Source organism: Streptomyces sp. NBC_01224, from assembly GCF_036002945.1.
Lineage (GTDB): Bacteria > Actinomycetota > Actinomycetes > Streptomycetales > Streptomycetaceae > Streptomyces.
The window spans coordinates 3,250,866-3,276,348 of record NZ_CP108529.1; the positions used below are offsets into that span (position 1 = coordinate 3,250,866).

Below are 25,483 nucleotides of genomic sequence, written 5' to 3' on the forward strand. Positions count from 1 at the left end.
CCCGGACAGGGGCAGGCCATCCACCGGCCCGGCAACCTCCTGCGATACGTGCTCCGCGAACCGAGGCCGATGACACCGCCCACCCCGCCGACACCGCCCGCCCCGCCGTCCCGCCTGTGGCTGATGCGGGAGTGCGCCGAACCCCACGTACAGCCGCAGCTCTTCACTCCTGTGGGAGCGGAGGAGTTCTGCGGTTCGTGCCAAAATGCGGCACCGCAGCGGGAATCGGCGACTGCGGCCACTGTGTGTGGTGCGGCGGCCGTGCGCGCGGGGATGCCGGGCCGACTCGCCCGCCCACGCCGCTGAACGGACAGGCTCTGGAGCCGTCCCTTCTCACGGGCGATCCGGACCGCCTCCGCCCGATTGCCGGCCGCCATCTTCCGGATCGCCATGGCGAGGTGGTTGCGGACCGTCTCCTGCGAGAGGCGGAGCGTACGGCGAAGCGATGCCCGGGGCTTCTCGTGGCGTCACGTCGTGTTCGACCTGATCCGCACCGGCCGGCCGGTGGCGTCAAGCCCGTCCGGGGAGCTTCACTTCACCTTGTACTGACACATCTTGTCGGATTTGCCGCCCTGGTTGTCCGCGACCTTCTTCCCATCGACGGTGATGACGCAGGCCGCCGCGTGGAGCATGCCGTCGGGGCCGGATACGGAGCCGGGGACGACGGACACCGAAAGGCCGACCCTCTTCTCGGCGTCGGTCGTCAAGGTGATGGTCGACGTCTTCTTCCAGGGCAGCGTCACCTTCTCCATCTTGTTGGTGTCGAGGTTGTAGTAGACCTGCGACGTGCCCGTACCAAGGACTTCGAGGGTGACCTCGTGCTTGCTCTCGCCACTGCCGGCGTCCGGCTGCGGCTTCCCGCTCGCGTTCGCGTTCGCGGACTTGCCGACGGTCGCCGGGCTGTCGTCGCTGCCGCATCCCGTCAGCAGAGTCATGGCCAGGACCAGAGCCGTTCCAATGATGATCTTGCGCATGCTTCCCCCCAGTGAACGAGTAAGTGATCTTAACTCTGGGCCGCGTATGCGCATCGGATGCAGTCGGCTCCGGTACCCGGACACGCCGGAAACGTGCCGTAGTCCGGTAGCTGGCTGAAGTTCCCCGTCTGGTCGGCGCGGTGCCGGCCGGGCAGGACGGCTGATGGACAAAAGCCCGCCGCCGCATCGTCGTCGAACCGCTGACCAAAACCCGTTGCCACCCGATCGACGAAGGAACCGGCGAACCCGCCATCCCGGCCGAACCCACCGCATGGTCTGCAAACGGATCGGCGAGTGGCCACCGGCACACCATTTCGGAATACGTGACTCGAACGTAAGCGAGGTGTCGTGCAAGGACGACCAGCCCTGGTCCTGGTGCACAGCCCTCTCGTGGGCGCCTTGACCTGGCAGCCCGTCGCAAGAGTGCTCCTACGTCCGGGACGAGCACCGTTCCGTCGCAGGTGGTGTCCTTCCCGTAGCCGGGGGAACGGAGCGGGGTCCGGTCGCGGCGACAACAGCGGCCGGGCCCCGGCCTGCTGCTACGGCTCTACAGCCAGCCTTTCTCGCGGGCGATGCGGACCGCCTCGGCCCGGTTGCGGGCCGCCATCTTCTGGATCGCCATGGAGAGGTAGTTGCGGACCGTCCCCTGCGAGAGGTGGAGCGTGGCCGCGATCTCCGCGTTGGTGGAGCCGTCCGCCGCCGTGCGCAGCACATCGCGTTCGCGGTCGGTGAGCGGGCTCGCTCCGTCGGCGAGTGCGGCCGCCGCGAGCGTGGGATCGATGACCCGCTCCCCCGCCAGCACCTTCCGTACCGCCGAGGCCAGTTGGGAGGCGGGGGCGTCCTTCACCAGGAAGGCGTCGGCGCCCGACTCCATGGCCCGGCGCAGATAGCCGGGGCGGCCGAAGGTGGTGACGACGACGACCTTCACGGCCGGGAGTTCGCGCCGCAGGGCCGCCGCCGCGTCGATACCGGTCATGCCCGGCATCTCGATGTCCAGGAGCGCCACATCGATGCGGTGCTCGTGGGCCGCGGCCAGCACCTCGTCGCCACGGGCGACCTGGGCCACCACCTCGATGTCGGGTTCCAGGCCGAGGAGTGCCGCGAGGGCCTCGCGCACCATGGACTGGTCCTCGGCGAGGAGGAGTCTGATCATGCTCATTCCGTGGATCCTAGGCCGGAACCGAGCGGAACACTCAGGGTCAGGGTGAAGCCTTTACCGGAACCGGAGTTACCGGCCCGGGTGGTCAGCGTGCCGTCGACCGTGGCGAGGCGTTCGGTGATGCCGGTGAGGCCGTTGCCCGGTTTCGTACCCGTGGCTCCGACGCCGTCGTCCGCGACGGTGAGTTCGAGGACCCTGCCGTCGAGGGTCTGGCGCGGGGTGAGGGTGACGGTGCAGTGCCGGGCGCCGCTGTGGCGTACGACATTGGTGACGGCTTCGCGCAGCGCCCAGGCGAGCACCTCTTCCGGCTTCTCGGGGAGGCCGTCGGGGGCCTCGGCCGGGACGTCGGCGGTGATGCCCGCGGCGGCGAGTGCGGTACGGGCTCCGGCCAGTTCGCCGGGGAGGGTCGGCCTGCGGTAGCCGGTGACGGCGCTGCGTACGTCGACCAGGGCCTGGCGGCTGACCTGTTCGATGTCCGCGACCTGGGCGGCCGCCTGCTCCGGGTGGTCGGGGAGCATCCTCCCGGCCAGTTCGCTCTTGAGCGTGATGAGCGAGAGCGAGTGGCCGAGCAGGTCGTGCAGATCGCGGGCGAGCCTGAGCCGCTCCTCGTTGGCGGCGAGCTGGGCGACGGTCGCGCGGGCCTCGCGCAGCTGGATCGTCGTACGGATCAGCTGCCGTACCCCGGTCATCGCGAACCCGCCGAGCAGCGCCGGGAAGACCAGCGCGGTGATGATCTCGCGGGGGTGGTCGCCGGTCAGCCCGACGCCGACCAGTGCGGCGACGACCACGGGGATCAGCCAACGGGCGGTCCTCAGCGGCATGGTGGCGCCGACGGAAACCGCCACGTACACGAAGAGGACCAGCCACGCGGCGCCGAGCGTCAGGGAGAGGACGACGGCGAGGGCGCCGAGGAAGGCGATCGTCGTGTGGACGGCGCGCCGGTCCAGGGCCTTCGACGTATGGCGGAAGACCAGGACCAGATAGGCCCCGACGAAGACCAGCAGACCGAGTGCGCCCAGCGCGGTCGCCCACGGGGTGTGGTCGCCGTCGGCCAGATCCTTGACCGGGGCGCTCATGAAGGCGAGCCAGATGCCGATCCAGAACAGCTTGATCCACACCTGTCGACGGCCCGTCGCCGCGAACCCGATGCCTACGGACGTCTCCTCGTCGTTCACGCCTTCAGGGTGTCCTTCCGGTAGAGCCAGGCCGCGCCGCCCGCGAAGACCAGGAAGTAGGCGCAGAGAATGGCGACGTCCTTGGCATGCGGCGAGCCGCCCATCTCGATCGCCTGACCGAGAGAAGCGTACGCGTGGGTGGGGAGCCACTCGGAAATGTTCTGCAGCCACTGCGGGAAGGTCGCGCTGGGCATCCACAGACCGCCGAGGATGGAGAGGCCGAAGTAGATGATCATCGTGATCGGGCGGACCGCGTCACCGCTGGCGATGTAGCCGATGGCGACTCCGAGCGCGGCGAAGACCAGCGAACCGGCCCAGATGACCCCGGCCAGCGCGAACCACTGCCAGGTGTCCAGCCGTACGTGCTTGACGCCGGCGGCGACCAGGAACACGACCACGATGCAGGGCAGGGTGACCATCGCCGCGCTGGCGATCTTCGCCAGGACGTAGCCGCGGCTGGGCAGTGCGGTGAGCCGGAGCTGGCGGACCCAGCCCTTCTCGCGCTCCTTGGCGATGCGTTCGCTGTTGCCCATGAGGACGGCGGTCAGCGCGCCGAAGGAGGCCATCGAGACCATGAAGAAGGCCTGGAGGGTGAGATCGCTGTGCGGGACCGTGTCGGTGGTGTTCCGGGTGCCGGAGATCAGCAGATAGATCACCGACGGGTAGATGACCGAGAAGAACATGAACTTCTTGTTCCGCAGGGTGCGGGTCACTTCGAGCCTGATCAGAGTATTCATGCGGTCCTGGCCTCCTCGGCCTCGGTGATGGCGACGAAGGCCTGCTCCAGGCCGAGTCCCGCGACTTCGAGCTCGCGCGGGTAGAGGCCGAGTGCGTAGACGGCGTGGACGGTCGCGTCGGCGTTGTGCGACTGGATACGGACCCGGTTGCCGGAGATGTCGAGCGCGGAGAGGAACGGCAGGGCGCGCAGGGCCGCATCGTCGACCGGGCCCTCCAGCTCGAAGGAGATCCGGCGGGCGCCGGCCTTCGCCTTGATCTCGGCGGCGCTGCCGTCTGCGAGCAGCCGGCCCTTGTGGAGGACGAGGACGCGGTCGGCGATCGCGTCGGCCTCTTCGAGGTAGTGGGTGGCGAACAGGACGGTACGGCCCTGCTCGGCCTGCTCCCGCATCGTGGCCCAGAAGGCCTGGCGGGCGGTGACGTCCATGCCGGTGGTCGGCTCGTCGAGGACGATCAGGTCGTTGGCCCCGGCGGTGGCGAGCGCGAACCGTACGCGCTGCTCCTGACCGCCGGAGAGCTTGTTGACCAGGCGGTCGGCGATCTGCGCGATGCCGGCCCGGGACAGCACCTCGCCCACCGGGTAGGGCCTGGGATGCAGATCGCAGGCGAGGCGGACCAGTTCCTCGACCGTGACGTCCTCCATCAGACCGCCGCTCTGCAGCATCGCGCCGACGCGGCCCGCGGCGATGGCGCCCTGCGGGGTCCTGCCGAAGACCTGGACGGAACCGGAGTCGGCGGTGCGCAGGCCGAGCAGCAGGTCCAGGGTGGAGGACTTTCCGGCGCCGTTGGGGCCGAGGAGCGCGACGGTCTCGCCGGGGTGCAGGTCGAGGGTGAGTCCGTCGACTGCTCGTACCGCTCCGTACGCCTTGCTGACCTGGTCGAAGCGGACCACGGCGGTCTTCGCCCCGGTGGCCTCGGTGGCTGTTGTTGTCATGCGGCCAGCGTGGCGGAGAAGGGGGTACGTCCGGCAGGGTCGCGGGTCGTGGAAACGGGATGACAGATGTCATGCCGCGCGCATGACGCCGCTGTCGTGCCGGACGTCCGCGGAACACGACGCCACTGCAGTTCCGTACGCCGCCGAACACGACGCCGCCCCCGGCCGGGGGTCCGGACGGGGGCGGTTGTGCGGTGCGGTTCGCCGCGGTGGGGCGGTTATCCGTTTCCGTTCAGGCTGATCGTGGCGATCCGCTCGGCGGGGGTCCTGCCGAGCAGCGCGGTCTGCATGGCCTGCGCCACATCGTCCGCACTGAGCTGGTGCTTCTTGCCGTCACCCTTGGTGATCATGATGCCGTCGAAGACGCCGTCACAGAGGGTGTCGATGGCCTTCTTGTCGTAGTGCTCGACCAGTCGGCCCTTGACCGGCACCATCGTGAGGATCTGCGGCAGCGACTTCGCCGGGCCGAACTGGATCTGCTTGGGCCCGGCCTTGATGGTGACCAGGCCGGACATCGCGGGCTTCGCAAAGTCCTTCATCGCCCGGTCCAGTTCGGCCTGGCTGATGGTGGGCTCCCGGGTGGTGACCGGCAGTTCGACAGTGGCCGGCTTGCCCGTCTGCACCTGGGCCCGGTACGCGTCGCGCACCGAGATCATCGACTGGTTGACGTCCAGCGCCTTGCCCGACTTGCCGGGTACGGCGACGGCCTTGCCCGGCTCGAACCTGATCGTGCCGTCGTTGGCCGAGCCGGAGACACCGGCCAGGTCCGTCAGCGCGACACCGAGCTTCTCCTCGTCGACCGGGATCACCGGGTCGACGGCGCGCTTGCCGCCGAAGAGGGAGCCGATGACGGAGACCGGGTTGTAGTCGCTGCCCGCGGCGGAGCGCACGGTCTCCTGGCTGTCCAGGCCGAGCCCGGCCTTGTCCGGTGCGAGCTCGGCCTTCTTGCCGTCCACGGAGAGCTGGAGGGGGGTCTCGGCGCGCTTGCCGAGGGCGGCGTCCAGCTTCGCGACGCCCTCCTCCTTCGTGCCGCCGCCGATGTCGACGCCGAGGACGGTGGTGCCCTTGGGGACGTCGGAGTGGTTCATCAGCAGTCCGGCGCCGTACGCGACACCGAGCAGACCGACGACGCCGGCGCAGAGGAGGACCAGCTTGGAGCGGCCCTTCTTCTTCGCGGGCGCGGGCGCCGGGGCGGGGCGTGCGGCGGGGGCGGGCGCCGGGGCGGCGGGACCGCCGGGTCCTGCCGGTCCGGTGCCCATCGCGTCGTCCGGGATACGCGGCGTCAGATCGGGACGCCCGCCACCGGGGCCGCCCGCGCTCGGGAACGGGGACGGCGAGCGGCGCTCCGGCGGAACGACGGGGATGCCGCTGGTGAGCGTGTCACCGGAGACGTTGCCGCCGGGCCCGGCGGAGGCCGGAGCCGCGAACTGGGGCGTCAGCACCGCTGTGTCGTCGGACATCCGCGGGGGCACGCCACCGGATGCGCCGGGACCCTGCGGGCCCGCGGGACCACCGGAGCCTCGCGAACCGCCGGGGCCCGGACCGCCCGCTCCGTCGAGGTTCGGGGTGAGGGACGAGGCACCGGTGACCGGGCCCGTGGTGGGCCCGGAGGGGCCCGGCGTACGCACCCCGAGGTTCGGCGTGGGGCGCGGGCCGGCTACGGGGCCGCCGTGGCTGAACTCGTCGAGGGCGCTGCGACCGGGGCGGGGCGCGTCCTGGTCGCCCGTGCGCTGCGGGCCGTCCGAGAAGTACGGCAGGTCGGCGCGGGGCGGGGTGGGCGCCTCGCCCGTGGGGCCGTCGGCGCCACCGGCCGCGCTGCCGCTGCCGCCGACGACCGAGGTGTTCGTGGGGGCCTTGCGCGGGGCGAACCAGTCGCTGCCGCTCTTCTCCCTGGCCGGCTTGTCGGCAGCCGGTTCCGCGGGCGCGGAACCGGCTCTCGCCTCGGCGCCCGGGTCGGCGTCGGACGCACCCGACGCGCCGCCCGGCGCGGGCGAGCCGGGGCGCGGAATGCTGCCCGTGCGCTCGGCTTCGGCCGTGTCGGCGTCGCTCATGGGCGTACGCATGACAACCGGCGGGATGGGACGCGAGCCCGGAATGTTGATCCGGATGCGCGTCGTCAGCGTCGTCTCGGTCCTCGGCTCCTCGGACTGAGGCGGGTCCGCAGGCTCAGGGGCCCCCTCCGGGGCGTCCTGCGAAGGGTGCAGCGACGGATACTGGCGGGATCCGTACGGCGGCGTCCCCGAGGGGTACGCGGCTCCCCCGCGCCCCTGGGGCCCGGAGGACGAACTGTCAGTTTCACGACTCAAAGCAGGTTCTCCCGATTGGCTCCGCCGCCCGTACTTCCCCCATGCCGCAGGCCAGGGGACGGCTCGGCGCGCGAACCACCATACTGGCCGCCGCCGACAGACACCCCGCGACCGGGGGAAACGACTGCGTGACCACCGGACGGACAAGGGGCATTACGGGATCGGACGTGGCACATTACTTGCCAGGTCGGCCGCTGTCGGCGCCCGGTCGAGGCGACCGCGACATCGTGGCACAGATCACAGAGATCGCCATCCCGCCCAGCATGAAAAGGGTGAGGCCCAGTTCATCGCCGAAGACATAGTCGCCTTCCGGTCGTCCGCCGAGCAGAAGAAGGACCGAAATCAGCCAGCCCGCCGCGGGTGCCAGGGCGCCGAGCTGGGTGCCGAAGACGCAGCTCCCGCCGTAGAACAGCCCGGCGCAGGCGACCAGCGCGAGCAGCAACCCGCCGGGGAACCAGGCGGCTTGGACGAGCGCCCCGGCAATCCCGACGAGCGCGCCGAGAACGGCGAGGCCCGCATAGGCGGCGATCCGCCCGGGGTTGAGGGGCGCGGCGAGACCGGTGGCCCGCACGTCCCCGGAAGGTGCGCCGGTGCGCGGTGTGCGCTGCTTGCCGCTCATTGTCCCGCCCCCGGTACACCGGCGAACAGGTCGTCTTCGCGCGCCCCTTGAGGAGCCCCGGAGGCGCCATGTACCAACTCGTAGTACTCGGTGGTGAAGACGGGCTGGCCGAGGTCGTTGGAGAGGGCGAAGAAGGGGCCGTCCACGGCGATCTGCGTGACATGGGCCCGCATCGCCGCGCGTTTGGCCGCCGCATGGGCGGAGCCGTCGATCTGCGCGGTGATCCTCCTGTCGTCGACCACACCCGGTACGTCGTCGATGGCGGCGATCCCCGGGAAGGGGTCCGGCACCGTGTCCCGCAGGCGCGCGAAGCCCTCTTCGGCGACCGAACGCGGCACCCGGTTCCAGTAGATCTTGGCGACGGCGTGCGCCGCGCCCGCTCCGGTGCGGTACGCAGGATCGGCGGCGAGCTCCGCCGCGCGCATCGCGACGCGGTGCGCCTGGATGTGGTCGGGGTGCCCGTAGCCGCCGTCGGGGTCGTAGGTGACGAGGACCTGCGGGCGCACCGAGCGGATCACCTCCACGAGGTACTGGGCTGCGTCGTCCACGTCCGCGTCCCAGAAGGCGCCGGGGCGGTGATTCTGCTCGGCTCCCATCATTCCGGAGTCGCGGAAGCGTCCTGGGCCGCCGAGGAGCCGGTGGTCGGTGACCCCGAGCTCCTTCATCGCCGTGGCGAGTTCGCCCTGGCGGTAGGGGCCCAGGGTGTCGTCCCGGTCTGCCGCGAGATGGGCGAGCGGGGGCGGGATGATCTCGCCCTCCTCGCCGAGCGTGCAGGTCACCAGGGTGACCTGGGCACCCTCGGCCGCATACCTGGCCATGGTGGCGCCGTTGTTGATCGACTCGTCGTCGGGGTGCGCGTGCACCAGGAGCAGACGCCGGGCGGGATGGTCCGTCATGGGGACCAGCCTACGAGCCGGGCAGGCCCTGGACCGACCGCGCCCGCGCACGAGCCGCCGACGAGCCGGGTCTCAGAACTTGAGGCTTCCGATCATCCCGGCCACATTCGTGGTCAGGTTCGAGATGCTGGGCGCAATGGACGAGCTGGCGAGATAGAAACCGAGCAGCGCGCAGACCACCGCATGTCCGCCCTTCAGTCCGGATTTCCGGATCAGCAGGAAGACGACGATCGCCAGCAGCACCACCGCCGAAATCGAGAGTGCCACGGCGGTTCACCTCCATCAGTACGGTCGGGACGGGCAGCACACATGGAGCCAGCAGGTTCATACCCACCAAGCGCTACGGATCATAACTATCCGTGGCACCGCATTGATCGGGGCACAGCAGCACGAGGGGCGCACGACCGGGCGGTCGGGGACTAGGTTCAGGCCCATGACTTCGCAGAAGATCTCATTTCCGCGTCAGCACGCCAGGACGATGCGATTCACCCTCGGCGCTCCCCGTGCGTTCACCGTTTCACCCGACGGGGAGCGGGTGATCTTCCTGCGGTCGGGCTCCGGCACGGACCGGACGGGCCGGCTGTGGGTGCTGGATCTGCCGGAGGGCGGTACGCCGAAGGAGCGCGTCGTCGCCGACCCCGAGACGCTGCTCGGCGGTTCGGCGGAGCGGCTGTCGGCCCAGGAGCGGGCCCGGCGCGAGCGCAGCCGTGAAGGTTCGTCGGGGATCGTCGGCTACGCGGTCGACGCGGCAGCCGAGTTGGCCGCTTTCGCGCTCTCCGGGAAGGTGTACGTCGCGGAGTTGCGGGCGGGTACGGCGCGTGCGCTGCCGGTGCCGGGCCCGGTGATCGACCCGAGGCCGTCACCGGACGGGCGCCGCATCGCGTATGTGTCGAAGGGCGCGCTGCGCGTCGTGGGCGCCGAGGGCGACGGGGACCGGGCGCTCGCGGAGCCGGAGGGCGCGAACATCTCCTACGGCCTCGCGGAGTTCATCGCGGCCGAGGAGATGCAGCGCTCGCGGGGCTTCTGGTGGTCACCGGAGTCGGACCGGCTGCTGGTCGCCAGGGTCGACGACAGCCCCGTACAGCGGTGGTGGATCGCGGATCCCGCACACCCGGACCGCAGGCCGGCCGAGGTCGCCTACCCGGCCGCGGGGACGCCCAACGCCGAGGTGCGGCTCTTCGTGGTGGGCCTGGACGGCACCCGTACCGAAGTGGTCTGGGACCGGGTTCGCCACCCGTATCTGGCACAGGTGCACTGGTCGTCGGCCGGGGCTCCGCTGCTGCTCGTGCAGGCCCGGGACCAGCAGAGCCAGCTCTTCCTCGCGGTGGACACGGAGACGGGTACGACGCGGACGGTACATGTCGACGAGGACCCGGTTTGGCTGGAAATCTTCCCCGGTGTGCCCGCCTGGGCGCCGGACGGGCGGCTCGTGCGGATCGCGGACGAGGGCGGGGCGCGAGTGCTCGCGGTCGGCGACCGGCTGCTGACCGGGGCGCAGTTGCAGCTCCAGGCGGTCCTGGACATCGGTGAGTCGGATGTCCTGGTCTCGGCGTCGGCGGGCGAGGAGGCCGCGGAGCCGGAGATCGGCGAGAGCCATGTGTACCGGGTCAATGAGCTGGGTGTCGAGCGGGTCTCCGAAGGGGCGGGGGTGCATTCGGCCGTCCGCGCGGGCGGCGTGACGGTACTGGTCTCCCACTCGCTGGAGCGGCCGGGGGCCCGTGCCGACGTGCTCCGGGACGGCAAGCGGATCGCCACTGTCGCAAGCCATGCGGAAGAGCCGGTTCTGTCGGCGCGGGTGCACCTCACCGAGGGGGGCGCACGACGGATTCCGTGCGCCGTGCTGCTCCCCGAGGGGTACAAAGAGTCGGACGGCCCGCTTCCGGTACTCATGGATCCGTACGGCGGCCCGCACGGCCGACGGGTGCTCGCCGCCCACAATCCGCATCTGACGTCCCAGTGGTTCGCCGATCAGGGCTTCGCGGTGGTCGTCGCGGACGGCCGTGGCACGCCGGGGCGTTCACCGGGCTGGGAGAAGGCCGTCAAGGACAACACCGCCCTCACCGTGGACGACCAGATCGAGGCGCTGCACGCACTGGCCGGGCGGTTCCCGCTGGATCTCGGCAGGGTGGCGATCCGCGGCTGGTCGTTCGGCGGATATCTGGCGGCGCTGGCCGTGCTGCGGCGGCCGGATGTCTTCCACGCGGCGGTGGTGGGCGCGCCGGTGACCGACCAGCGGCTGTACGACACCCACTACACCGAGCGCTATCTCGGCGACCCGGCGAAGCAGCCGGAGGTGTACGCGCACAACTCGGTACTGACGGACGAGGGGCTCTCCGAGGCCGCGGACCAGGTCCGGCCGATGATGATCATCCATGGTCTGGCGGACGACAATGTGGTGGTCGCGCACTCACTCAGGTTGTCGTCGGCGCTGCTCTCGGCGGGGCGCCCGCACGAGGTGCTGCCGCTCAGCGGGGTGACGCACATGACGCCGCAGGAGCAGGTGGCGGAGAATCTGCTGCTGCTCCAGGTGGACTTCCTGAAGCGGTCGTTGGGGCTGCGTGGGTGACCTGACCGGCGGCGCCCGGTGATTGCTTCCGGCCGCGCCCGTCACCAGCCGGGCGGTGGCTGGGACGGGGGCGGCGGGCCGAAGACGCCGGGCGGTGGATAGCCGTACCCCTGCCCATAGCCCTGGTGGGGCCGGTCGGGGGCGTCGGCGGAGCCCCGCCGGGCCAGCACGATGAGCACCACCACGGCGACGACCATCTCGAAGAACCAGGTCACCACCGTGAGCTGGTCCTCGGTCGGCAGATCGCCGAAGTGGTCGAGCATCTTGTAGTGCACGGCGCGGGACACTCCCGTCACCCCGCCGGTCAGCAGCAGCCCGACGGCGATCAGGCCGAACGGCCGTGCGTGCACGGCACGGAAGAGCGCGCTCACTGCCGCGAACAGACACAGCAGCGCGATGACCGCGTCGCCCCAGCCGGGCGGCGGGTCGATCAGCCCTTGGAAGAGCCGGTCCCCGCCCACGTACCACTGCGGGAAGATGTCGGGGAATCGCACCACCTGACGGATCTCCCAGGCGATCACTACCGCCCCCGAGGCGCCCAGCAGCAGAAAGGCGGTCGCACTCGCGCCCGGGCCCGGCCGGGTCGGTGTGCGTTCGGAGAAGTCGCGCGGCGGTCTGCGTCCGGCCCCCGCGGTGATGACGAGCGCGAGGCCGCCCGCGAGGGCCGCGAAGGCACAGATCAGGGCGCGGGTGCGGAGGTCGTCGGCGAAGCGGGCGCTCATCGCGGACTCGCCGATGTTCCAGAGTCCGGGCAACCGCATGGCGAGCGTCACCACTCCGGTGGCGACCAGGGCGGTGGCGGCCACCGAGGACCGCAGGGCTGCGAAGGCGGCGACGACATACACCACGAGCAGCGCCACATCATTGGCCGAGGTGGTGGGCACCGCGGAGAGCCGCACGTCGTAGTAACCGGCCCAGTACCGCACCAGATCCGCGGGCTCCTCGACCGCTCTGAAGTCCCGTACGAGCCAGCCGGCGACGATCACCGCGAGCAGGGCGCAGAGAACGGCGCCGGTGATCCTTGCCCCCCGTGTGAGTATCACGCGAGCGATACTCCACCGTCGCCGCCCGTCGGACAAGGGAGTTGTCCAGGCGATGCGCGAACGGGCAACCGGCCGGGGAGACTTGACGGCCCCCGGCCGGTTCACGGCACCCGCACGGCCGTACGCCGACCATGGTGGCGCGTTCGTATATCGGACGTGAGACAGCCAAGTTGCCCGCGCGTTAACGTGTTTGCGGTCAGCCGGCCCGGCTGCTCCCGGAAGGCGGCGGTCCGTCCTCCTGGCCCGCGGCGTCAGACGGGCTCAGGGTGTCCTCCTGACCGGACTCGTCCGCCTTCTTCTGCGGAACCCCCGCCACCGTCTCCCCCGGCGTCTCCAGCAGCCCCTCCGGCGGCACCACCTGCTTCTCCTCCGCGAAGTGGCAGGCCGAATCGTGCGCTGCCGGTGTGTCCGCCGGCCGGAAGACCGCCGGAACCGCCAGCAGCGGCACTTCCCGTTCGCACCGCTCCTGCGCCTTCCAGCAGCGGGTGCGGAACGGGCAGCCGGAGGGCGGGTTGGCGGGCGAGGGGACATCGCCGTGCAGGATGATCCGTTCCCGGTGCTCGCGGGCCTTCGGGTCCGGCACCGGGACGGCGGACAGCAGCGCCTGGGTGTACGGATGCGTGGGGTGGTCGTAGATCTGCTCGTCGGTGCCGATCTCGACGATCCGGCCCAGATACATCACGCCCACCCGGTCGGAGATGTGCCGGACGATCGACAGGTCGTGCGCGATGAAGACGTAACTCAGCCCGAACTCCGCCTGGAGCCGGTCCAGCAGGTTGACGACCTGCGCCTGTACGGAGACGTCGAGGGCGGAGACGGGTTCGTCGGCGACGATGATCTCGGGGTTCAGGGCCAGCCCGCGGGCGATGCCGATGCGCTGGCGCTGGCCGCCGGAGAACTGGTGCGGATAGCGGTTGATGTACTCCGGGTTGAGTCCGACGACGTCCAGCAGATCCTGGACCTTTCTGCGCCGGCCGCTCTTCGGGGCCACCTCGGAGTGGATCTCGTACGGCTCCCCGATGATGTCGCCGACGGTCATCCGGGGGTTGAGCGAGGTGTACGGGTCCTGGAACACCATCTGGATGTTGCGGCGCACGGCCTTCAGGGCGCGCCCCGACAGTTTGGTGATGTCCTCGCCCTTGTACCTGATCGCACCGGCCGTCGGCTGTTCCAGATGCACCAGCATCCTGGCCACGGTCGACTTGCCGCAGCCCGACTCCCCCACGATGCCGAGCGTCTCGCCCGCCGCCAGGTCGAAGGAGACCCCGTCGACCGCCTTGACGGCGCCGATCTGCTTCTTGATCAGGATGCCCTGGGTCATCGGGTAGTGCTTGACCAGATCGCGGACCTCCAGAATGGGTTCGCCGCCCACACGGGTGCTCCCCGGTTCAGCGTGCATCGAGCGTCTCCTTCCAGAAGTAGCAGGCGCTCTCACGGTGCTGGTCCACCTCGAAGAGAGGCGGTACCTCACCTCGGCAGATCTCCTGAGCCATCGGGCAGCGCGGGTTGAAGGCGCAGCCGGGCGGGATGTGCAGCAGGTTGGGCGGCAGGCCCTTGATCGCGTACAGCTCCCGGCCCTTCTGGTCCAGGCGCGGGATCGACTGGAGGAGGCCCTTGGTGTACGGGTGGGCGGGGGCCTTGTAGATCTCGTGGACGGGGGCCGACTCGACGATCCGGCCCGCGTACATCACGGCGATGTAGTCGGCGACGTCCGCGACCACGCCCAGGTCGTGGGTGATCAGGATGAGTCCCATGTCGAGCTCGCGCTGGAGCTCGGCGAGCAGGTCCATCACCTGGGCCTGTACGGTCACATCGAGGGCGGTGGTGGGTTCGTCCGCGATGATCAGCGAAGGTTCCAGCGCCATCGCCATGGCGATCATGATGCGCTGGCGCATGCCGCCGGAGAACTGGTGCGGGTAGTTCCCGACGCGTTCCTTGGCGGCCGGGATGCGGACCCGGTCCATCAGCTCGACGGCCTTGAGCTTGGCGTCCCTGTGGGACATCCCGCGGTGGACGACGAACATCTCGCCGAGCTGCTCCCCCACGCTGAGCACGGGGTTGAGGGAGGAGAGCGCGTCCTGGAAGATCATGGCCATCTCCTGGCCGCGGATCTTCCGGCGCTCCTCCTTCTTCATCTTCAGCAGATCGCGGTCCTTGAAGAGGATCTCGCCGCCGCTGATCTTTCCCGGGGGCATGTCGAGAATGCCCATGATCGCCTGTGCGGTGACCGACTTGCCGGAGCCGGACTCGCCGAGGACGGCGAGCGTCTCACCCTCGGCCACCGAGTAGTTGACGCCGTTGACGGCTTTGGCCACCCCGTCGCGGGTGTGGAACTCCACGTGCAGATCGCGCACTTCGAGCAACATGGCAACGGGCTCCTCAGCGCAGCTTGGGGTCGAGGGCGTCGCGCACCGCGTCGCCGAGCATGATGAACGCGAGCACGGTGATCGCCAGCGCTCCGGCGGGCCAGAGCAGCATGTGCGGGGCGTTGCGGATGTAGTTGGCCGCGGCGGAGATGTCGATGCCCCAGGAGACGGCAGGCGGTTTCAGGCCGACGCCGAGGAACGAGAGAGTCGCCTCCAGAGCGATGTACGTACCCAGGGCGATGGTCGCGACGACGATCACGGGGGCGACCGCGTTGGGCGCGATGTGGCGCAGCATCATCCGGGAGTTGGAGGCGCCGAGCGCGCGGGCCGCCTGGACGTAGTCGTTCTGCTTGGCGGTGATGACCGAGCCACGTGCGATACGGGCGATCTGCGGCCAGCCCAGCAGCACGATGAAGCCGATCACCGGCCAGACGGTGGAGCTCGGCACCACGGAGAGGAAGACCAGTCCGCCGAGGACCACCGGGATGCCGAAGAAGATGTCGGTGATACGGGAGAGGAACGAATCCGACAGGCCGCCGTAGAAGCCGGCAAGGCCGCCGAGGAGGCTGCCGAGCAGGGTGACGCCCAGGGTGGAGCAGACGCCCACGGTCACCGAGTTCCTGGCCCCGTAGACGGTCCGGGTGTAGACGTCGCAGCCCTGCCCGTCGAAGCCGAAGGGGTGGCCGGGCTGTGAGCCCTCCTGGGCCTTGCCCAGGTTGCAGTTGAGTGGGTCCTGGTCCGCGATCAGTGACGGCCAGATCGAGATGATCACCAGGAAGAGGATGATCAGGGCGGAGATGATGAAGACCGGGTTGCGGCGCAGGTCCCGCCAGGCGTCGGACCACAGACTGCGCGGCTTCTCGGCGGGGCCGGTGCCTTCGGGGCCGCCCGGTGTCTTTTCGAGGGTCGCACCCTCCTCCAGGGCGAGGTCCATCACGCCTCCCGCTCCGGCCGACGAGATCGCCTCGTCCGGTGTCTGCTCAGGCATAGCGGATCCTCGGGTCGAGTACGGCGTACAGCAGGTCGACGATCAGGTTCGCCGCCAGGAAGACGAGGACCAGAATGGTGACGAACCCGACGACGGTCTGGGAGTTCTGACGCAGGATGCCCTGGTAGAGCTGATAGCCGACGCCGTGGATGTTGAAGATCCGCTCCGTGACGATCGCCCCGCCCATCAGGGCGCCCACGTCCGTACCGATGAAGGTGACGACGGGGATCAGGGAGTTGCGCAGCAGATGCCGGATGATCACCCGGCGCCTGGGCAGGCCCTTGGCGACGGCGGTACGGACATAGTCGGCGCGGGCGTTCTCGGCGATCGAGGTCCTGGTGAGCCGGGTGACGTACGCCAGGGAGACGGAGGCGACGACGAGTCCCGGGATGATGAGTTCGTTGAGCGGCGCCTGTGAGGAGACGGACGGATGGATGATCCCCCACTTCACGCCGAGGAGGAGCTGGAGCAGCAGACCGGTGACGAAGGTCGGGATGGAGATGACGACCAGGGTCAGGATCAGCACGGTGGTGTCGATGGGGCGGCCGCGGCGCAGACCGGTGACGACGCCGAGGCTGATGCCGATGACGATCTCGAACAAGAGCGCAACGATGGTGAGCCGGATGGTGATGGGGAAGGCGGTCGCCATCAGATCGGTGACCTTCTGCCCGTTGAACGCGGTACCGAAGTCGCCGGTGAAGACGTTGCCCATGTAGGTCAGGTATTGCTGCCAGACGGGCTTGTCGAGGCCGAATTCCGAGCGGAGTTGGGCTGCGGTCGCCGGATCGCACTGGCGTTCGCCGCAGAGGCCCGCGATGGGGTCGCCCATCACGTTCACCATGAGGAAGATCAACAGCGTGGTGCCGAAGAAGACCGGGATCATCTGCAGCAGCCGCCGGATCACATAACGTCCCATGAAGGGCTCCGGGGGTCGCGGGGGTCAGAGGCGCAGGGCTGGGGAGTGACGCGTCGACGGGATGCGGAAGCCGGGCGGCCGGTGCCAGGAACGCACCGGCCACCCGGCCTCAACGGGTCACTTGACCTTGATCTGCTCGTACACCGGGACGCTGAACTGGTTCAGCGACACATTGGTGATCCGGTCCGAGTGACCGGCGCTGCCGTTCTGGTACCAGAGCGGGATCACGGGCATCTGCGCGACCAGGACCCTCTCCGCGTCCTGGAAGGTCGAGACGGCCTTGGCCTTGTCGGACTCGGCGTTGGCCTTGTCAACGAGGCCGTCGAACTGCTTGTTGCTCCACTTGCCGTCGTTGGACGAGGCGTCGGTGTAGTACACCGGCTGCAGGAAGTTCTGGATGAGCGGGTAGTCCATCTGCCAGCCGGCCCGCCAGGCGCCGGTCAGCTTCTGCTGGGAGACCTGACTGCGGAAGTCGGCGAAGGTGCCGACCGGGGCGCCGACACAGGCCTTGTTGTTGCCCATCACCTTGTTGATGCTGTTGCAGACGGCGTCGACCCACTCCTTGTGGGAGCCGGTGTCCGCGTTGTACGAGATCTTGAGCCGGCCGCCGGGGATGCCGCCGCCCTCCTGGATCAGCTTCTTGGCGTTCGCCGCGTTGTATTCGCAGGGTGCGCCGCACAGCCCCTTCTTGAATCCGCCGTCCACGCCGAGGACCGGGGAGGTCCAGTCGGAGGCGGGGGTGCGGGTCTTCTGGAAGATCTGACCGGTGATCTGATCGCGGTTGATCGCCATCGACAGGCCCTGGCGGACCTTGATGCCGCCGGGGGTGTCCCACTTCTTGACGTAGAAGGGGAAGGCGAGCGTCTGGATGATGCCGGCCGGGGTGTTGATGTACCGGTCGCCGAGGTCCGCCTTGACGTTCTTCAGCTGCGCGGCGGGCACATCGTCGACGAGGTCGAGGTTGCCGGCCGTCAGGTCGGTGTAGGCGGTGTTGTTGTCCGTGTAGACCTTGAGGTCGATGCCGCCGTTCTGTGCCTTGTCGTCCCCGGGGTACTTGTCCCACTTGCGCAGGTTCATCGACGAGCCCTTGGTGTACTTGTCGATGGTGTACGGGCCGTTGCCGATCGGCTTGGACACCCAGGCGGCGTGGTCGGTGAAGAAGGCCCTGGGCAGCGGGGCGAAGGCCGGGTAGCCGAGGGTGTCGGGCCAGAGGGAGAACTTCTGCATCAGCTTGACCGTGAAGGTCTTGTCGTTGACGAGCTTGAGGCCGGAGAGCGTATTCGCCCTGGCGCTGCCCGACTCGGGGTGGACCTTGCTGTATCCGTCGATATAACCGAAGAAATAGGCGTTCTTCTGATTGTTCTTCAGCAGGGCCCCGTAGTTCCAGGCGTCCACGAACGACTTCGCGGTGATCTTCTCGCCGTTGCTGAAGGTCCAGCCGTCCTTCACGGTGATCGTGAAGTTCTGGTTGTCCTTGGTTTCGATCTTCTCGGCGAGCATGTTGGTGGCCGCGCCGGTCTTCGGGTCGTACCTCTTGAGTCCCCGGAAGATCATGTCGAGGACCTTGCCGCCCTGCACCTCATTGGTGTTCGCGGGCTCCAGCGGGTTCTGCGGGTCCCCCCAGGAGGAGCTCACGATTCCGTCGGCACCACCGCCACCACTGCTGCTGCCCCCTCCGCCACATGCCGTCGCCGCCAGGGCGACGGCCACCGCACATGCGGCCCACTTGGCCTGTGTGGCTCCGCGCATGGAGTGCCTCCTCGTTGTGCTCCGTCTCACGTAGGGTCAAATATCACCGCATAACGAATGTTGCGCACATTTACTCCACCCATTCGGGCGCAGAAGAGCCGCCTCGAGTGGCGCTGGAGGGTCGGGTTCGCACAGACCAGCGACGAACCCGCCGCGTTCGACCTCGTGGCCTCCGACCTCGCAGCCTCCGACCTGACGGTCTCCGGGCTCACCGACAGCCTCGCAGCGGCCGGACCGAACGCTCCGACCGCGATCTGCTCCACGCGGATCGAAGCGCGGGCATACGTCTGGAAGTTGGCCGGAGCATCGCCTCCGGACGCTGCGGGACTCCTGATCGTTCACCTGGGCGGGGTGCTGACGCCGCCCACTCCGACAAGCAGGATCCCGCTGCGGCCCGGAAGAAAAAACGGCGCCGGAGGCTCCCCTGCTGCGGCCCGGCAACGTGGGCTCGCCGACCCACACAAGGACTGGGGCGATAACGACCGCGCATCGAACGCGCATCGACCACGCACCCACTTGACTGGATGTACGAATTCCGAGACACCGGCGCCCGAATAACGAACTCATTGCCGGATTTCTCCCGAATGGCCGCAAACGCGCCCCCGAAAGAAACAAACGGAGGCAAAGATACGCCCATCCAAAGGTCATGAGTTGGCCAATTTCCCAAAGAGCGCCTCAAGGGGGACGGACATTCATTGACCCTGCATGAATTGCGTTGAAAAAGTCCGGGTAGCCCGTAGGTGTGCCTGCGGAGTCCTTCGACCCTCCGGGCCAGGAGCACCATGACGATTCCAACCCCGAACGCAGCCACGCCCCTTGAGGACGCGGACGCGAACACGCAGCAGGCGCCGGCCCCTTCGGCCCTCAAGGGCGGCGACGGCCGTTCGCCGGGAAAGCTCGCCTGGCGGCGCTTCAGGCGCGACCGCACCGGCATGATTTCGGCCTATGTGGTCATCTTCTTCTTCCTGGTGGCCGTCTGCGCGCCACTGATAGCCAAGGTGTACGGCAAGGATCCGTACACGACCTACGGCCAGGACCAGGAGGGCCTGCTCAACGACTTCGGCTTTCCGGTCAAGCCCAACGGCGGCATCAGCGGCGACTTCTGGTTCGGCGTCGAACCACAGCTCGGCCGTGACCTCTTCACCTTCCTCGTCTACGGCATCCGCAACTCGCTGTTCATCGCCGGCATCACGACTCTCCTGGTGACTGTCCTCGGCATCGTGATCGGCGTCACCGCGGGATATCTGGGCGGAAAGACCGACTACTTCATCGGCCGGGTCATCGACATCCTGCTGGCGTTCCCCTCGACGCTGTTCTTCATCGCGTTCTGGCCGGTCCTCATCAACATCCTGGTCTCGCCGGAGGAAGCCACCCCTATCTGGCTCACCGTCACCAGCCTCATCCTGGTGATGACCGCGTTCGGCTGGGCGTCCATCGCCCGACTCCTGCGCGGAGAAGTGCTCGCCCTGCGCGAGCGGGAGTTCGTCGAGGCCGCGAGAGTGACCGGCGCTTCGCCGGCGCGGATCATCTTCAAGGAACTGCTGCCCAATCTGTGGACGCCGATCCTCATCCAGGCGACCCTCGCTCTTCCCATGTTCGTGACCGCCGAGGCAGGACTCGCGTTCCTCGGCGTCGGGCTGACGGCGAAGACGCCCGACTGGGGCGTGATCCTTCAACGCGGCGCCGACGTCTACCAGGACGACATCACCTTCATGCTCTTCCCGGGGGTGTCGATGGTGGTCTTCGTCCTCGCCTTCAATCTCCTCGGTGACTCGGTTCGCGACGCTCTCGACCCGAAGACCAAGCGCTGACAGCTCTTCCCGGACCGGAGCGACGGGGCTCCGCCGGATCGTTCGTACCTCTTCATCGACCAGGGCAGGTTGCCAATGTCTCTCTCCCGCAGAAACTTCGTCATCGCCACATCCGTCGCGGCGGGCGGCTCCCTCGTTCTCTCCGCGTGCAGCAGTGGTGACGCGGGCGGAGGCGGCAGCAAGGACACGCCGCACGCGGGCGCCACCGAGTACACGGGTGCCACCGTCAAGATCGGCACCAAGGAAGACTCGGTCGGCCCCGCTCCGGAGGTTCCCGGCGCCAAGAAGGGCGGGACGATCTACGGCGTCTCCGAGGACGACTTCTCGCACCTCGACCCGCAGCGCATCTACTTCGCGTTCAACTCCTCCGGTGCGATGATGTTCGCGCGTGGTCTCACCGGCTACAAGATCGACATGAAGGGTTCCCTGACCCTCGTCGGCGACCTCGCCACCGATGTCGGCACCGCCTCCGCCGACAACAAGACCTGGACCTTCACGCTGAAGGACGGGATCAAGTGGGAGGACGGCAGCGAGCTGACCGTCGACGACGTCCGCCACGGCATCGAGCGCGCCTGGGCGCCGTTCATCACCGAGGGCGCCGCCTATGTCCAGCAGGCGCTCACCGGCAAGGGTGACTGGCGCAAGGGCTACGAGGGTCCGTACGGCGGCAAGCACCTGGACTCGATCGTCACCGACAAGGCGAAGAAGACGATCACCTTCAAGCTGGCCGAAGCCCGCCCGGACTTCAACTTCACGCTGGCCATGAGCTCCTACGCGGCCACCCCGGTGAAGCTGGACACCAAGGAGAAGTACGACAAGCAGCCCGTCTCCTGCGGTCCGTACATCGTCAAGCACCGTTCCATCGACAAGTCGATGACGCTGACACGCAACAAGCACTGGGACCCGGCGACCGACCCGATCCGCAACGCCTACCCGGACAGCTTCGAGTTCGAGTTCGGCCCCACCTCGCTGGAGTCCACTGACCGCTTCATCGCGGACCAGGGCAAGGACCAGCAGATGGTCTCCATCTACAAGTCCGTGCCGGCCGAGCGCATGCAGAAGGTGCTCACCGACCCGGAGCTGAAGAAGCGCACGTTCAACGGTCTGCTCACCGGCACGTACTACTACGCCATCAACTGCAAGCGCACCACCGACGTCGAGGTGCGCAAGGCGCTCAACACCGCCTGGCCGCTGGAGCAGATCCGCAAGATCTACGGTGGCCCCTCCGCGGGCGACTACGCGACCACCATCCTCAGCCCCGACATCCTGGGCCGCGAGGAGTTCGACCTCTACGGCAAGCTGAAGGCGCCCCAGGGCGACGCCGAGGCGGCCAAGGCGATCCTCAAGAAGGCCGGCAAGCTCGGTCAGAAGGTCGTCTACGCCTACCCGCAGAGCCCGACCTACGACAAGACCGCCGTCGTCATCGAGAACGCGCTCAAGAGCGCCGGCTTCAAGCCGGTCATCAAGGCCGTGGACTCGGGCTCCTACTACGACCAGATCCAGCAGGTCGACAACAGCTTCGACGTCATGTGGTTCGGCTGGTCCCCGGACTGGCCGACCGCCTACACGATGATCCAGCCGCTCTTCGACAGCGCCTCCGTCGGCAACGGCCAGAACAACGTCTCCCAGGCGAAGGTCGACTGGATCGACGCAGCCATCAAGGAGAACGTCGTCATCAGCGACCAGAAGAAGGCCGGTGCGGCCTGGGCGGCGCTGGACAAGCGGATCATGGACGAGGTCGTCCCGATCATCCCGGAGACCTTCCAGCGACGCTTCTACCTGTACGGCTCCAAGGTCGGCGGCGCCATGATGGACCCGCAGTTCTCCGCGACGCTGCTCTACAAGACGTACGTCAAGGCCTGACGAACGGCCCCCGCGGGGCGCGGGCGGCTCTCCACCGGGGAGCCGCCCATTCCCCTCCTCCCTCTCGGCATCCGTCAGGAAAACCCACTGCCATGCTGCGCTTTCTTCTCCGCCGCGTCGTCGGCGCCGCGGTCATCCTGCTGATCATCAGCGCCCTAGTCTTCGTTCTCTTCTACACCGCCCCGCGCGACCCCGCCCGGGTGGCCTGCGGCAAGGTCTGCACCCCCGAGACACTCGCGCTGGTACGTCACAACCTGGGGATCGCCGACTCGATACCGGTGCAGTACTGGCATTGGCTGCAGGGAGTCTTCGTCGGCCGCGAATACCAGTCGTACGGACACTGCCCCGCGCCCTGTCTGGGGTACTCGTTCATCAACCGCGAGCCGGTCTTCGGCACCATCGTCGACCGCTTCCCGACCACCCTCTCGCTCTCCGTGGGCAGCGCGTTCGTCTTCGTCATCTTCGGCGTCGGCACCGGCATGCTGGCCGCGGTCAAGCAGGGCAAGCTGCTCGACAAGGTCGCGTCCTCCGCGTCACTTGTTGCCTCCTCGCTGCAGATCTACATCGTCGGCGTGGTCGCCATGTACTTCCTCACCGACCAGCTGCATCTGCTGGACCGGCCGAGCTACACACCGTTCACCGAGAATCCCGGCGCCTGGTTCTCCGGGCTCCTGCTGCCCTGGCTGGTCCTCTCGGTCATCTTCACGGCCAACTACACACGCATGGCCCGGTCGCAGCTGGTGGAGTCGCTCAGCGAGGACTACGTACGGACGGCGCGGGCCAAGGGCCTGTCCCGGCGGACCGTCTTCTTCCGGTTCGCCTGGCGTGGGGCCATGGGTCCGATCGTCACCATCTTCGGCCTCGACCTGGGCGTCCTCCTCGGCGGCGCGATCATCACCGAGAAGACCTTCAGCCTCCAGGGCATCGGGGCGCTCTCGGTCAAGGCCGTCAACACCAACGACCTGCCGACCCTGCTCGGCGTGATGATGGTGGCCGCCGCCGCGATCGTGATCCTCAACATCGTCATCGACGCCGTCTACGCCCTCATCGACCCACGCGTCCGCCTCGCCTAGGGAGAGATCCAGTGAGCACCCCCTTCCTCTCCGTACGCGATCTGCGCGTGCACTTCTCCACCGAAGACGGCATGGTCAAGGCCGTCGACGGGCTGTCCTTCGATGTGGAGAAGGGCAAGACCCTCGGCATCGTCGGTGAGTCCGGCTCCGGCAAGTCCGTCACCAACCTGACGATCCTCGGCCTGCACCACCCCGACCACACCGAGATCGAGGGCGAGATCCTGCTCGACGGCCAGGATCTGCTGGCCGCCTCGGAGCGGGAGCTGGAGCGGCTGCGCGGCAACAAGATGGCCATGATCTTCCAGGACGCCCTGGCCTCGCTCTCGCCGTACCACACCATCGGAAAGCAGATCGGCGAGACGTTCCGCAAGCACACCGGTGCCTCCAAACGGGACGCCCGGGCCCGGGCTGTCGAGATGCTCACCAAGGTGGGCATTCCCCAGCCCGATCTACGGGTGGACGACTACCCGCACCAGTTCTCCGGCGGTATGCGCCAGCGCGCGATGATCGCCATGGCGCTGGTCTGCAACCCGGCGTTGCTGATCGCGGACGAGCCGACGACCGCACTGGACGTCACCGTGCAGGCCCAGATCATGGACCTGCTCAAGGACCTCCAGCAGGAGACCGGCACCTCGATCATCTTCATCACCCACGACCTCGGTGTCATCGCCGACATCGCGGACGACGTGCTGGTGATGTACGGCGGCCGGTGCGTGGAGCGCGGCACCAAGAAGGAGGTGCTGCGGGCGCCCCAGCACCCGTACACCTGGGGTCTGCTGGGGTCCATGCCGAGCCTCGAAGGGCCGGTCGACGTGCCGCTGTCGCCGATCCCCGGTTCCCCGCCGAGCCTGCTCAACCCGCCGACCGGCTGCCGCTTCCACCCGCGGTGCACGTTCACCGAGCAGGTCGGCGGCAACCGCTGTGCGACCGACCAGCCGCCGCTGGAACTGGTGGCCGGGCGCGGGGCCGCCTGTCACCTCACCGCGGAGCAGCGCACCGAGTTCTTCGCCGACTTCGCCGGCACCCGGCCCAACTGACGTACAAGAGACGGGACTTCCCTACGATGAGCAGCACAGATCCCCTCCTGGACGTCTCCGGACTCACCAAGCACTTCCCGATCAAGGCCGGCTTTCCGATCCGGCGGACGGTCGGCGCGGTCCAGGCCGTCGACGGGCTGGACTTCACCATCGCCGAGGGCGAGAGCCTGGGCCTGGTCGGCGAGTCCGGCTGCGGCAAGTCGACGACGGGCCGGCTGATCACCCGGCTCCTGGAGCCGACGGCCGGCACGATCTCCTACCGCGGGCAGGACATCACCCACGCCTCGCGCAAGCAGCTGGCCCCGGTCCGCTCCGAGATCCAGATGATCTTCCAGGACCCGTACGCCTCGCTGAATCCGCGCCAGACCGTCGGCAAGATCATCACGGCGCCGATGGAGATCAACGACATCAACCCGGCGGGCGGCCGCGAGGCGCGCGTAAGGGAGCTGCTGGAGATCGTCGGACTCAGCCCGGAGCACTACAACCGCTTCCCGCACGAGTTCTCCGGCGGCCAGCGCCAGCGCATCGGCGTGGCCCGCGCGCTCGCCCTGGAACCGAAGCTGATCGTGGCCGACGAGCCTGTCTCGGCGCTGGACGTGTCGATCCAGGCCCAGGTGGTGAACCTGCTGCAGAAGCTGCAGAAGGAACTCGGTATCGCGTTCCTGTTCATCGCCCACGACCTGGCCGTCGTACGCCACTTCTCGCAGCGCGTGGCGGTCATGTACCTCGGCAAGATCGTGGAGATCGCCGATCGCGAGGACCTGTACGGCAACCCGCGTCACCCGTACACCAAGGCGCTGCTCTCCGCCGTGCCCGAGGCGACCGCCGACGACACACCGGCCCGTGAGCGCATCCGCCTCGCCGGCGATGTGCCGTCCCCGGTCAACCCGCCGTCGGGCTGCCGCTTCCGTACCCGCTGCTGGAAGGCGACGGACAAGTGCGCGAGCGAGGCGCCGCCGCTGGTACGGGTGGAGGGCAGCCGGGACGGACATCTGACTGCCTGCCACTACCCCGAGGACTCCCAGTCCGTGTCATCCGTCCCGAAGGCCCGTACGTCCTCGGACGGGCCGAATCTCGACAAGACCACCGAAGGCCCCAAGGCCGGGGCCTGACACCCCTGGCCCGGCCCCGGGGGCGCCCTCACGGACACGGACCCGATCGGTCCGCGAACCACGGGGCTCCCCCGGCCCAACGAACCGAGCGTGTGCGCCCATTGACCCGAGCCGCCTGCGAGCCCGGTTCCGGGAAAACGGGAGACGCGCCCGGAACCGAT

21 protein-coding genes and 1 pseudogene are annotated in these 25,483 nt (G+C 68.7%); 6 read left to right on the forward strand and 16 right to left on the reverse strand.

Features of this window, described 5'->3' with window-relative positions:
• Nucleotides 1-320: 320 nt before the first annotated feature.
• The 10 genes and pseudogenes from OG609_RS13955 to OG609_RS14000 form a co-directional block, all read right to left on the reverse strand.
• Nucleotides 321-434 (reverse strand): annotated as a pseudogene (locus tag OG609_RS13955) (LuxR C-terminal-related transcriptional regulator); the annotation flags it as partial.
• Nucleotides 435-530: 96 nt separating this feature from the next.
• The gene (locus tag OG609_RS13960; RefSeq protein ID WP_327273099.1) at nt 531-974 is read right to left on the reverse strand and encodes a hypothetical protein; all 444 of its coding nucleotides are present in this window, start codon (nt 972-974) and stop codon (nt 531-533) included.
• 547 nt (nt 975-1,521) lie between these two features.
• Nucleotides 1,522-2,133 (reverse strand): response regulator transcription factor, encoded by a 612-nt coding sequence (locus OG609_RS13965; protein WP_327273100.1) that lies wholly within the window; start codon nt 2,131-2,133, stop codon nt 1,522-1,524.
• The gene (locus OG609_RS13970) at nt 2,130-3,308 is read right to left on the reverse strand and encodes a sensor histidine kinase (protein ID WP_327273101.1); all 1,179 of its coding nucleotides are present in this window, start codon (nt 3,306-3,308) and stop codon (nt 2,130-2,132) included. Before OG609_RS13970 ends, OG609_RS13965 begins: the two co-directional genes overlap by 4 nt.
• Nucleotides 3,305-4,045, reverse strand: a complete 741-nt coding sequence (locus OG609_RS13975) for an ABC transporter permease (protein ID WP_327273102.1) — start codon at nt 4,043-4,045, stop codon at nt 3,305-3,307. Before OG609_RS13975 ends, OG609_RS13970 begins: the two co-directional genes overlap by 4 nt.
• Nucleotides 4,042-4,977: an ABC transporter ATP-binding protein gene (locus OG609_RS13980; protein WP_327273103.1), complete on the reverse strand. Its 936-nt coding sequence runs from the start codon at nt 4,975-4,977 to the stop codon at nt 4,042-4,044. The genes OG609_RS13975 and OG609_RS13980 overlap by 4 nt, the downstream gene beginning before the upstream one ends.
• Nucleotides 4,978-5,195: 218 nt before the next feature.
• Complete coding sequence (locus OG609_RS13985; RefSeq protein WP_442817964.1) at nt 5,196-7,283, reverse strand: hypothetical protein; 2,088 nt, start codon at nt 7,281-7,283, stop codon at nt 5,196-5,198.
• 175 nt (nt 7,284-7,458) lie between these two features.
• Entirely contained in the window at nt 7,459-7,902 is a 444-nt protein-coding gene (locus tag OG609_RS13990; RefSeq protein ID WP_327273105.1) for a DUF6113 family protein, read from the reverse strand.
• A complete protein-coding gene (gene mshB, locus OG609_RS13995) occupies nt 7,899-8,798 on the reverse strand; it encodes an N-acetyl-1-D-myo-inositol-2-amino-2-deoxy-alpha-D-glucopyranoside deacetylase (protein ID WP_327273106.1) in 900 nt (299 codons plus the stop codon). The genes OG609_RS13990 and mshB overlap by 4 nt, the downstream gene beginning before the upstream one ends.
• Before the next feature lie 72 nt (nt 8,799-8,870).
• The gene (locus OG609_RS14000; protein ID WP_093896879.1) at nt 8,871-9,065 is read right to left on the reverse strand and encodes a hypothetical protein; all 195 of its coding nucleotides are present in this window, start codon (nt 9,063-9,065) and stop codon (nt 8,871-8,873) included.
• Between the two features lie 166 nt (nt 9,066-9,231).
• On the opposite strand from OG609_RS14000, the gene OG609_RS14005 reads away from it, so the two are divergent.
• Nucleotides 9,232-11,364, forward strand: a complete 2,133-nt coding sequence (locus OG609_RS14005; protein ID WP_327273107.1) for a S9 family peptidase — start codon at nt 9,232-9,234, stop codon at nt 11,362-11,364.
• A gap of 41 nt (nt 11,365-11,405) precedes the next feature.
• On the opposite strand, the gene OG609_RS14010 is transcribed toward OG609_RS14005, so the two are convergent.
• From OG609_RS14010 to OG609_RS14035, 6 genes are all read right to left on the reverse strand, one after another.
• Entirely contained in the window at nt 11,406-12,407 is a 1,002-nt protein-coding gene (locus OG609_RS14010) for a hypothetical protein (protein WP_327273108.1), read from the reverse strand.
• A 196-nt stretch (nt 12,408-12,603) separates the two neighbouring features.
• Nucleotides 12,604-13,806: an ABC transporter ATP-binding protein gene (locus tag OG609_RS14015; RefSeq protein WP_327273109.1), complete on the reverse strand. Its 1,203-nt coding sequence runs from the start codon at nt 13,804-13,806 to the stop codon at nt 12,604-12,606.
• Nucleotides 13,796-14,773 carry an ABC transporter ATP-binding protein gene (locus OG609_RS14020; protein WP_327273110.1) on the reverse strand — a complete coding sequence of 326 codons (978 nt, stop codon included), beginning with the start codon at nt 14,771-14,773 and terminating at the stop codon, nt 13,796-13,798. The genes OG609_RS14015 and OG609_RS14020 overlap by 11 nt, the downstream gene beginning before the upstream one ends.
• Nucleotides 14,774-14,786: 13 nt before the next feature.
• Entirely contained in the window at nt 14,787-15,761 is a 975-nt protein-coding gene (locus OG609_RS14025) for an ABC transporter permease (RefSeq protein WP_327273111.1), read from the reverse strand.
• Complete coding sequence (locus OG609_RS14030; RefSeq protein ID WP_327273112.1) at nt 15,754-16,677, reverse strand: ABC transporter permease; 924 nt, start codon at nt 16,675-16,677, stop codon at nt 15,754-15,756. The genes OG609_RS14025 and OG609_RS14030 overlap by 8 nt, the downstream gene beginning before the upstream one ends.
• Before the next feature lie 117 nt (nt 16,678-16,794).
• The gene (locus tag OG609_RS14035; protein ID WP_327273113.1) at nt 16,795-18,426 is read right to left on the reverse strand and encodes a peptide ABC transporter substrate-binding protein; all 1,632 of its coding nucleotides are present in this window, start codon (nt 18,424-18,426) and stop codon (nt 16,795-16,797) included.
• A gap of 782 nt (nt 18,427-19,208) precedes the next feature.
• Here OG609_RS14035 and OG609_RS14040 point away from each other — a divergent pair.
• The 5 genes from OG609_RS14040 to OG609_RS14060 all read left to right on the forward strand — a co-directional run bounded on the left by OG609_RS14040 (nt 19,209) and on the right by OG609_RS14060 (nt 25,322).
• Nucleotides 19,209-20,237, forward strand: a complete 1,029-nt coding sequence (locus OG609_RS14040; protein WP_327273114.1) for an ABC transporter permease — start codon at nt 19,209-19,211, stop codon at nt 20,235-20,237.
• Between the two features lie 75 nt (nt 20,238-20,312).
• Complete coding sequence (locus tag OG609_RS14045; protein ID WP_327273115.1) at nt 20,313-22,100, forward strand: ABC transporter substrate-binding protein; 1,788 nt, start codon at nt 20,313-20,315, stop codon at nt 22,098-22,100.
• Between the two features lie 92 nt (nt 22,101-22,192).
• The gene (locus OG609_RS14050; RefSeq protein WP_327273116.1) at nt 22,193-23,173 is read left to right on the forward strand and encodes an ABC transporter permease; all 981 of its coding nucleotides are present in this window, start codon (nt 22,193-22,195) and stop codon (nt 23,171-23,173) included.
• Nucleotides 23,174-23,244: 71 nt separating this feature from the next.
• Nucleotides 23,245-24,210, forward strand: coding sequence for an ABC transporter ATP-binding protein (locus tag OG609_RS14055; RefSeq protein ID WP_327278043.1), 966 nt, complete (start codon nt 23,245-23,247; stop codon nt 24,208-24,210).
• 26 nt (nt 24,211-24,236) lie between these two features.
• Nucleotides 24,237-25,322, forward strand: a complete 1,086-nt coding sequence (locus OG609_RS14060) for an ABC transporter ATP-binding protein (protein WP_327273117.1) — start codon at nt 24,237-24,239, stop codon at nt 25,320-25,322.
• Nucleotides 25,323-25,483: the final 161 nt, after the last annotated feature.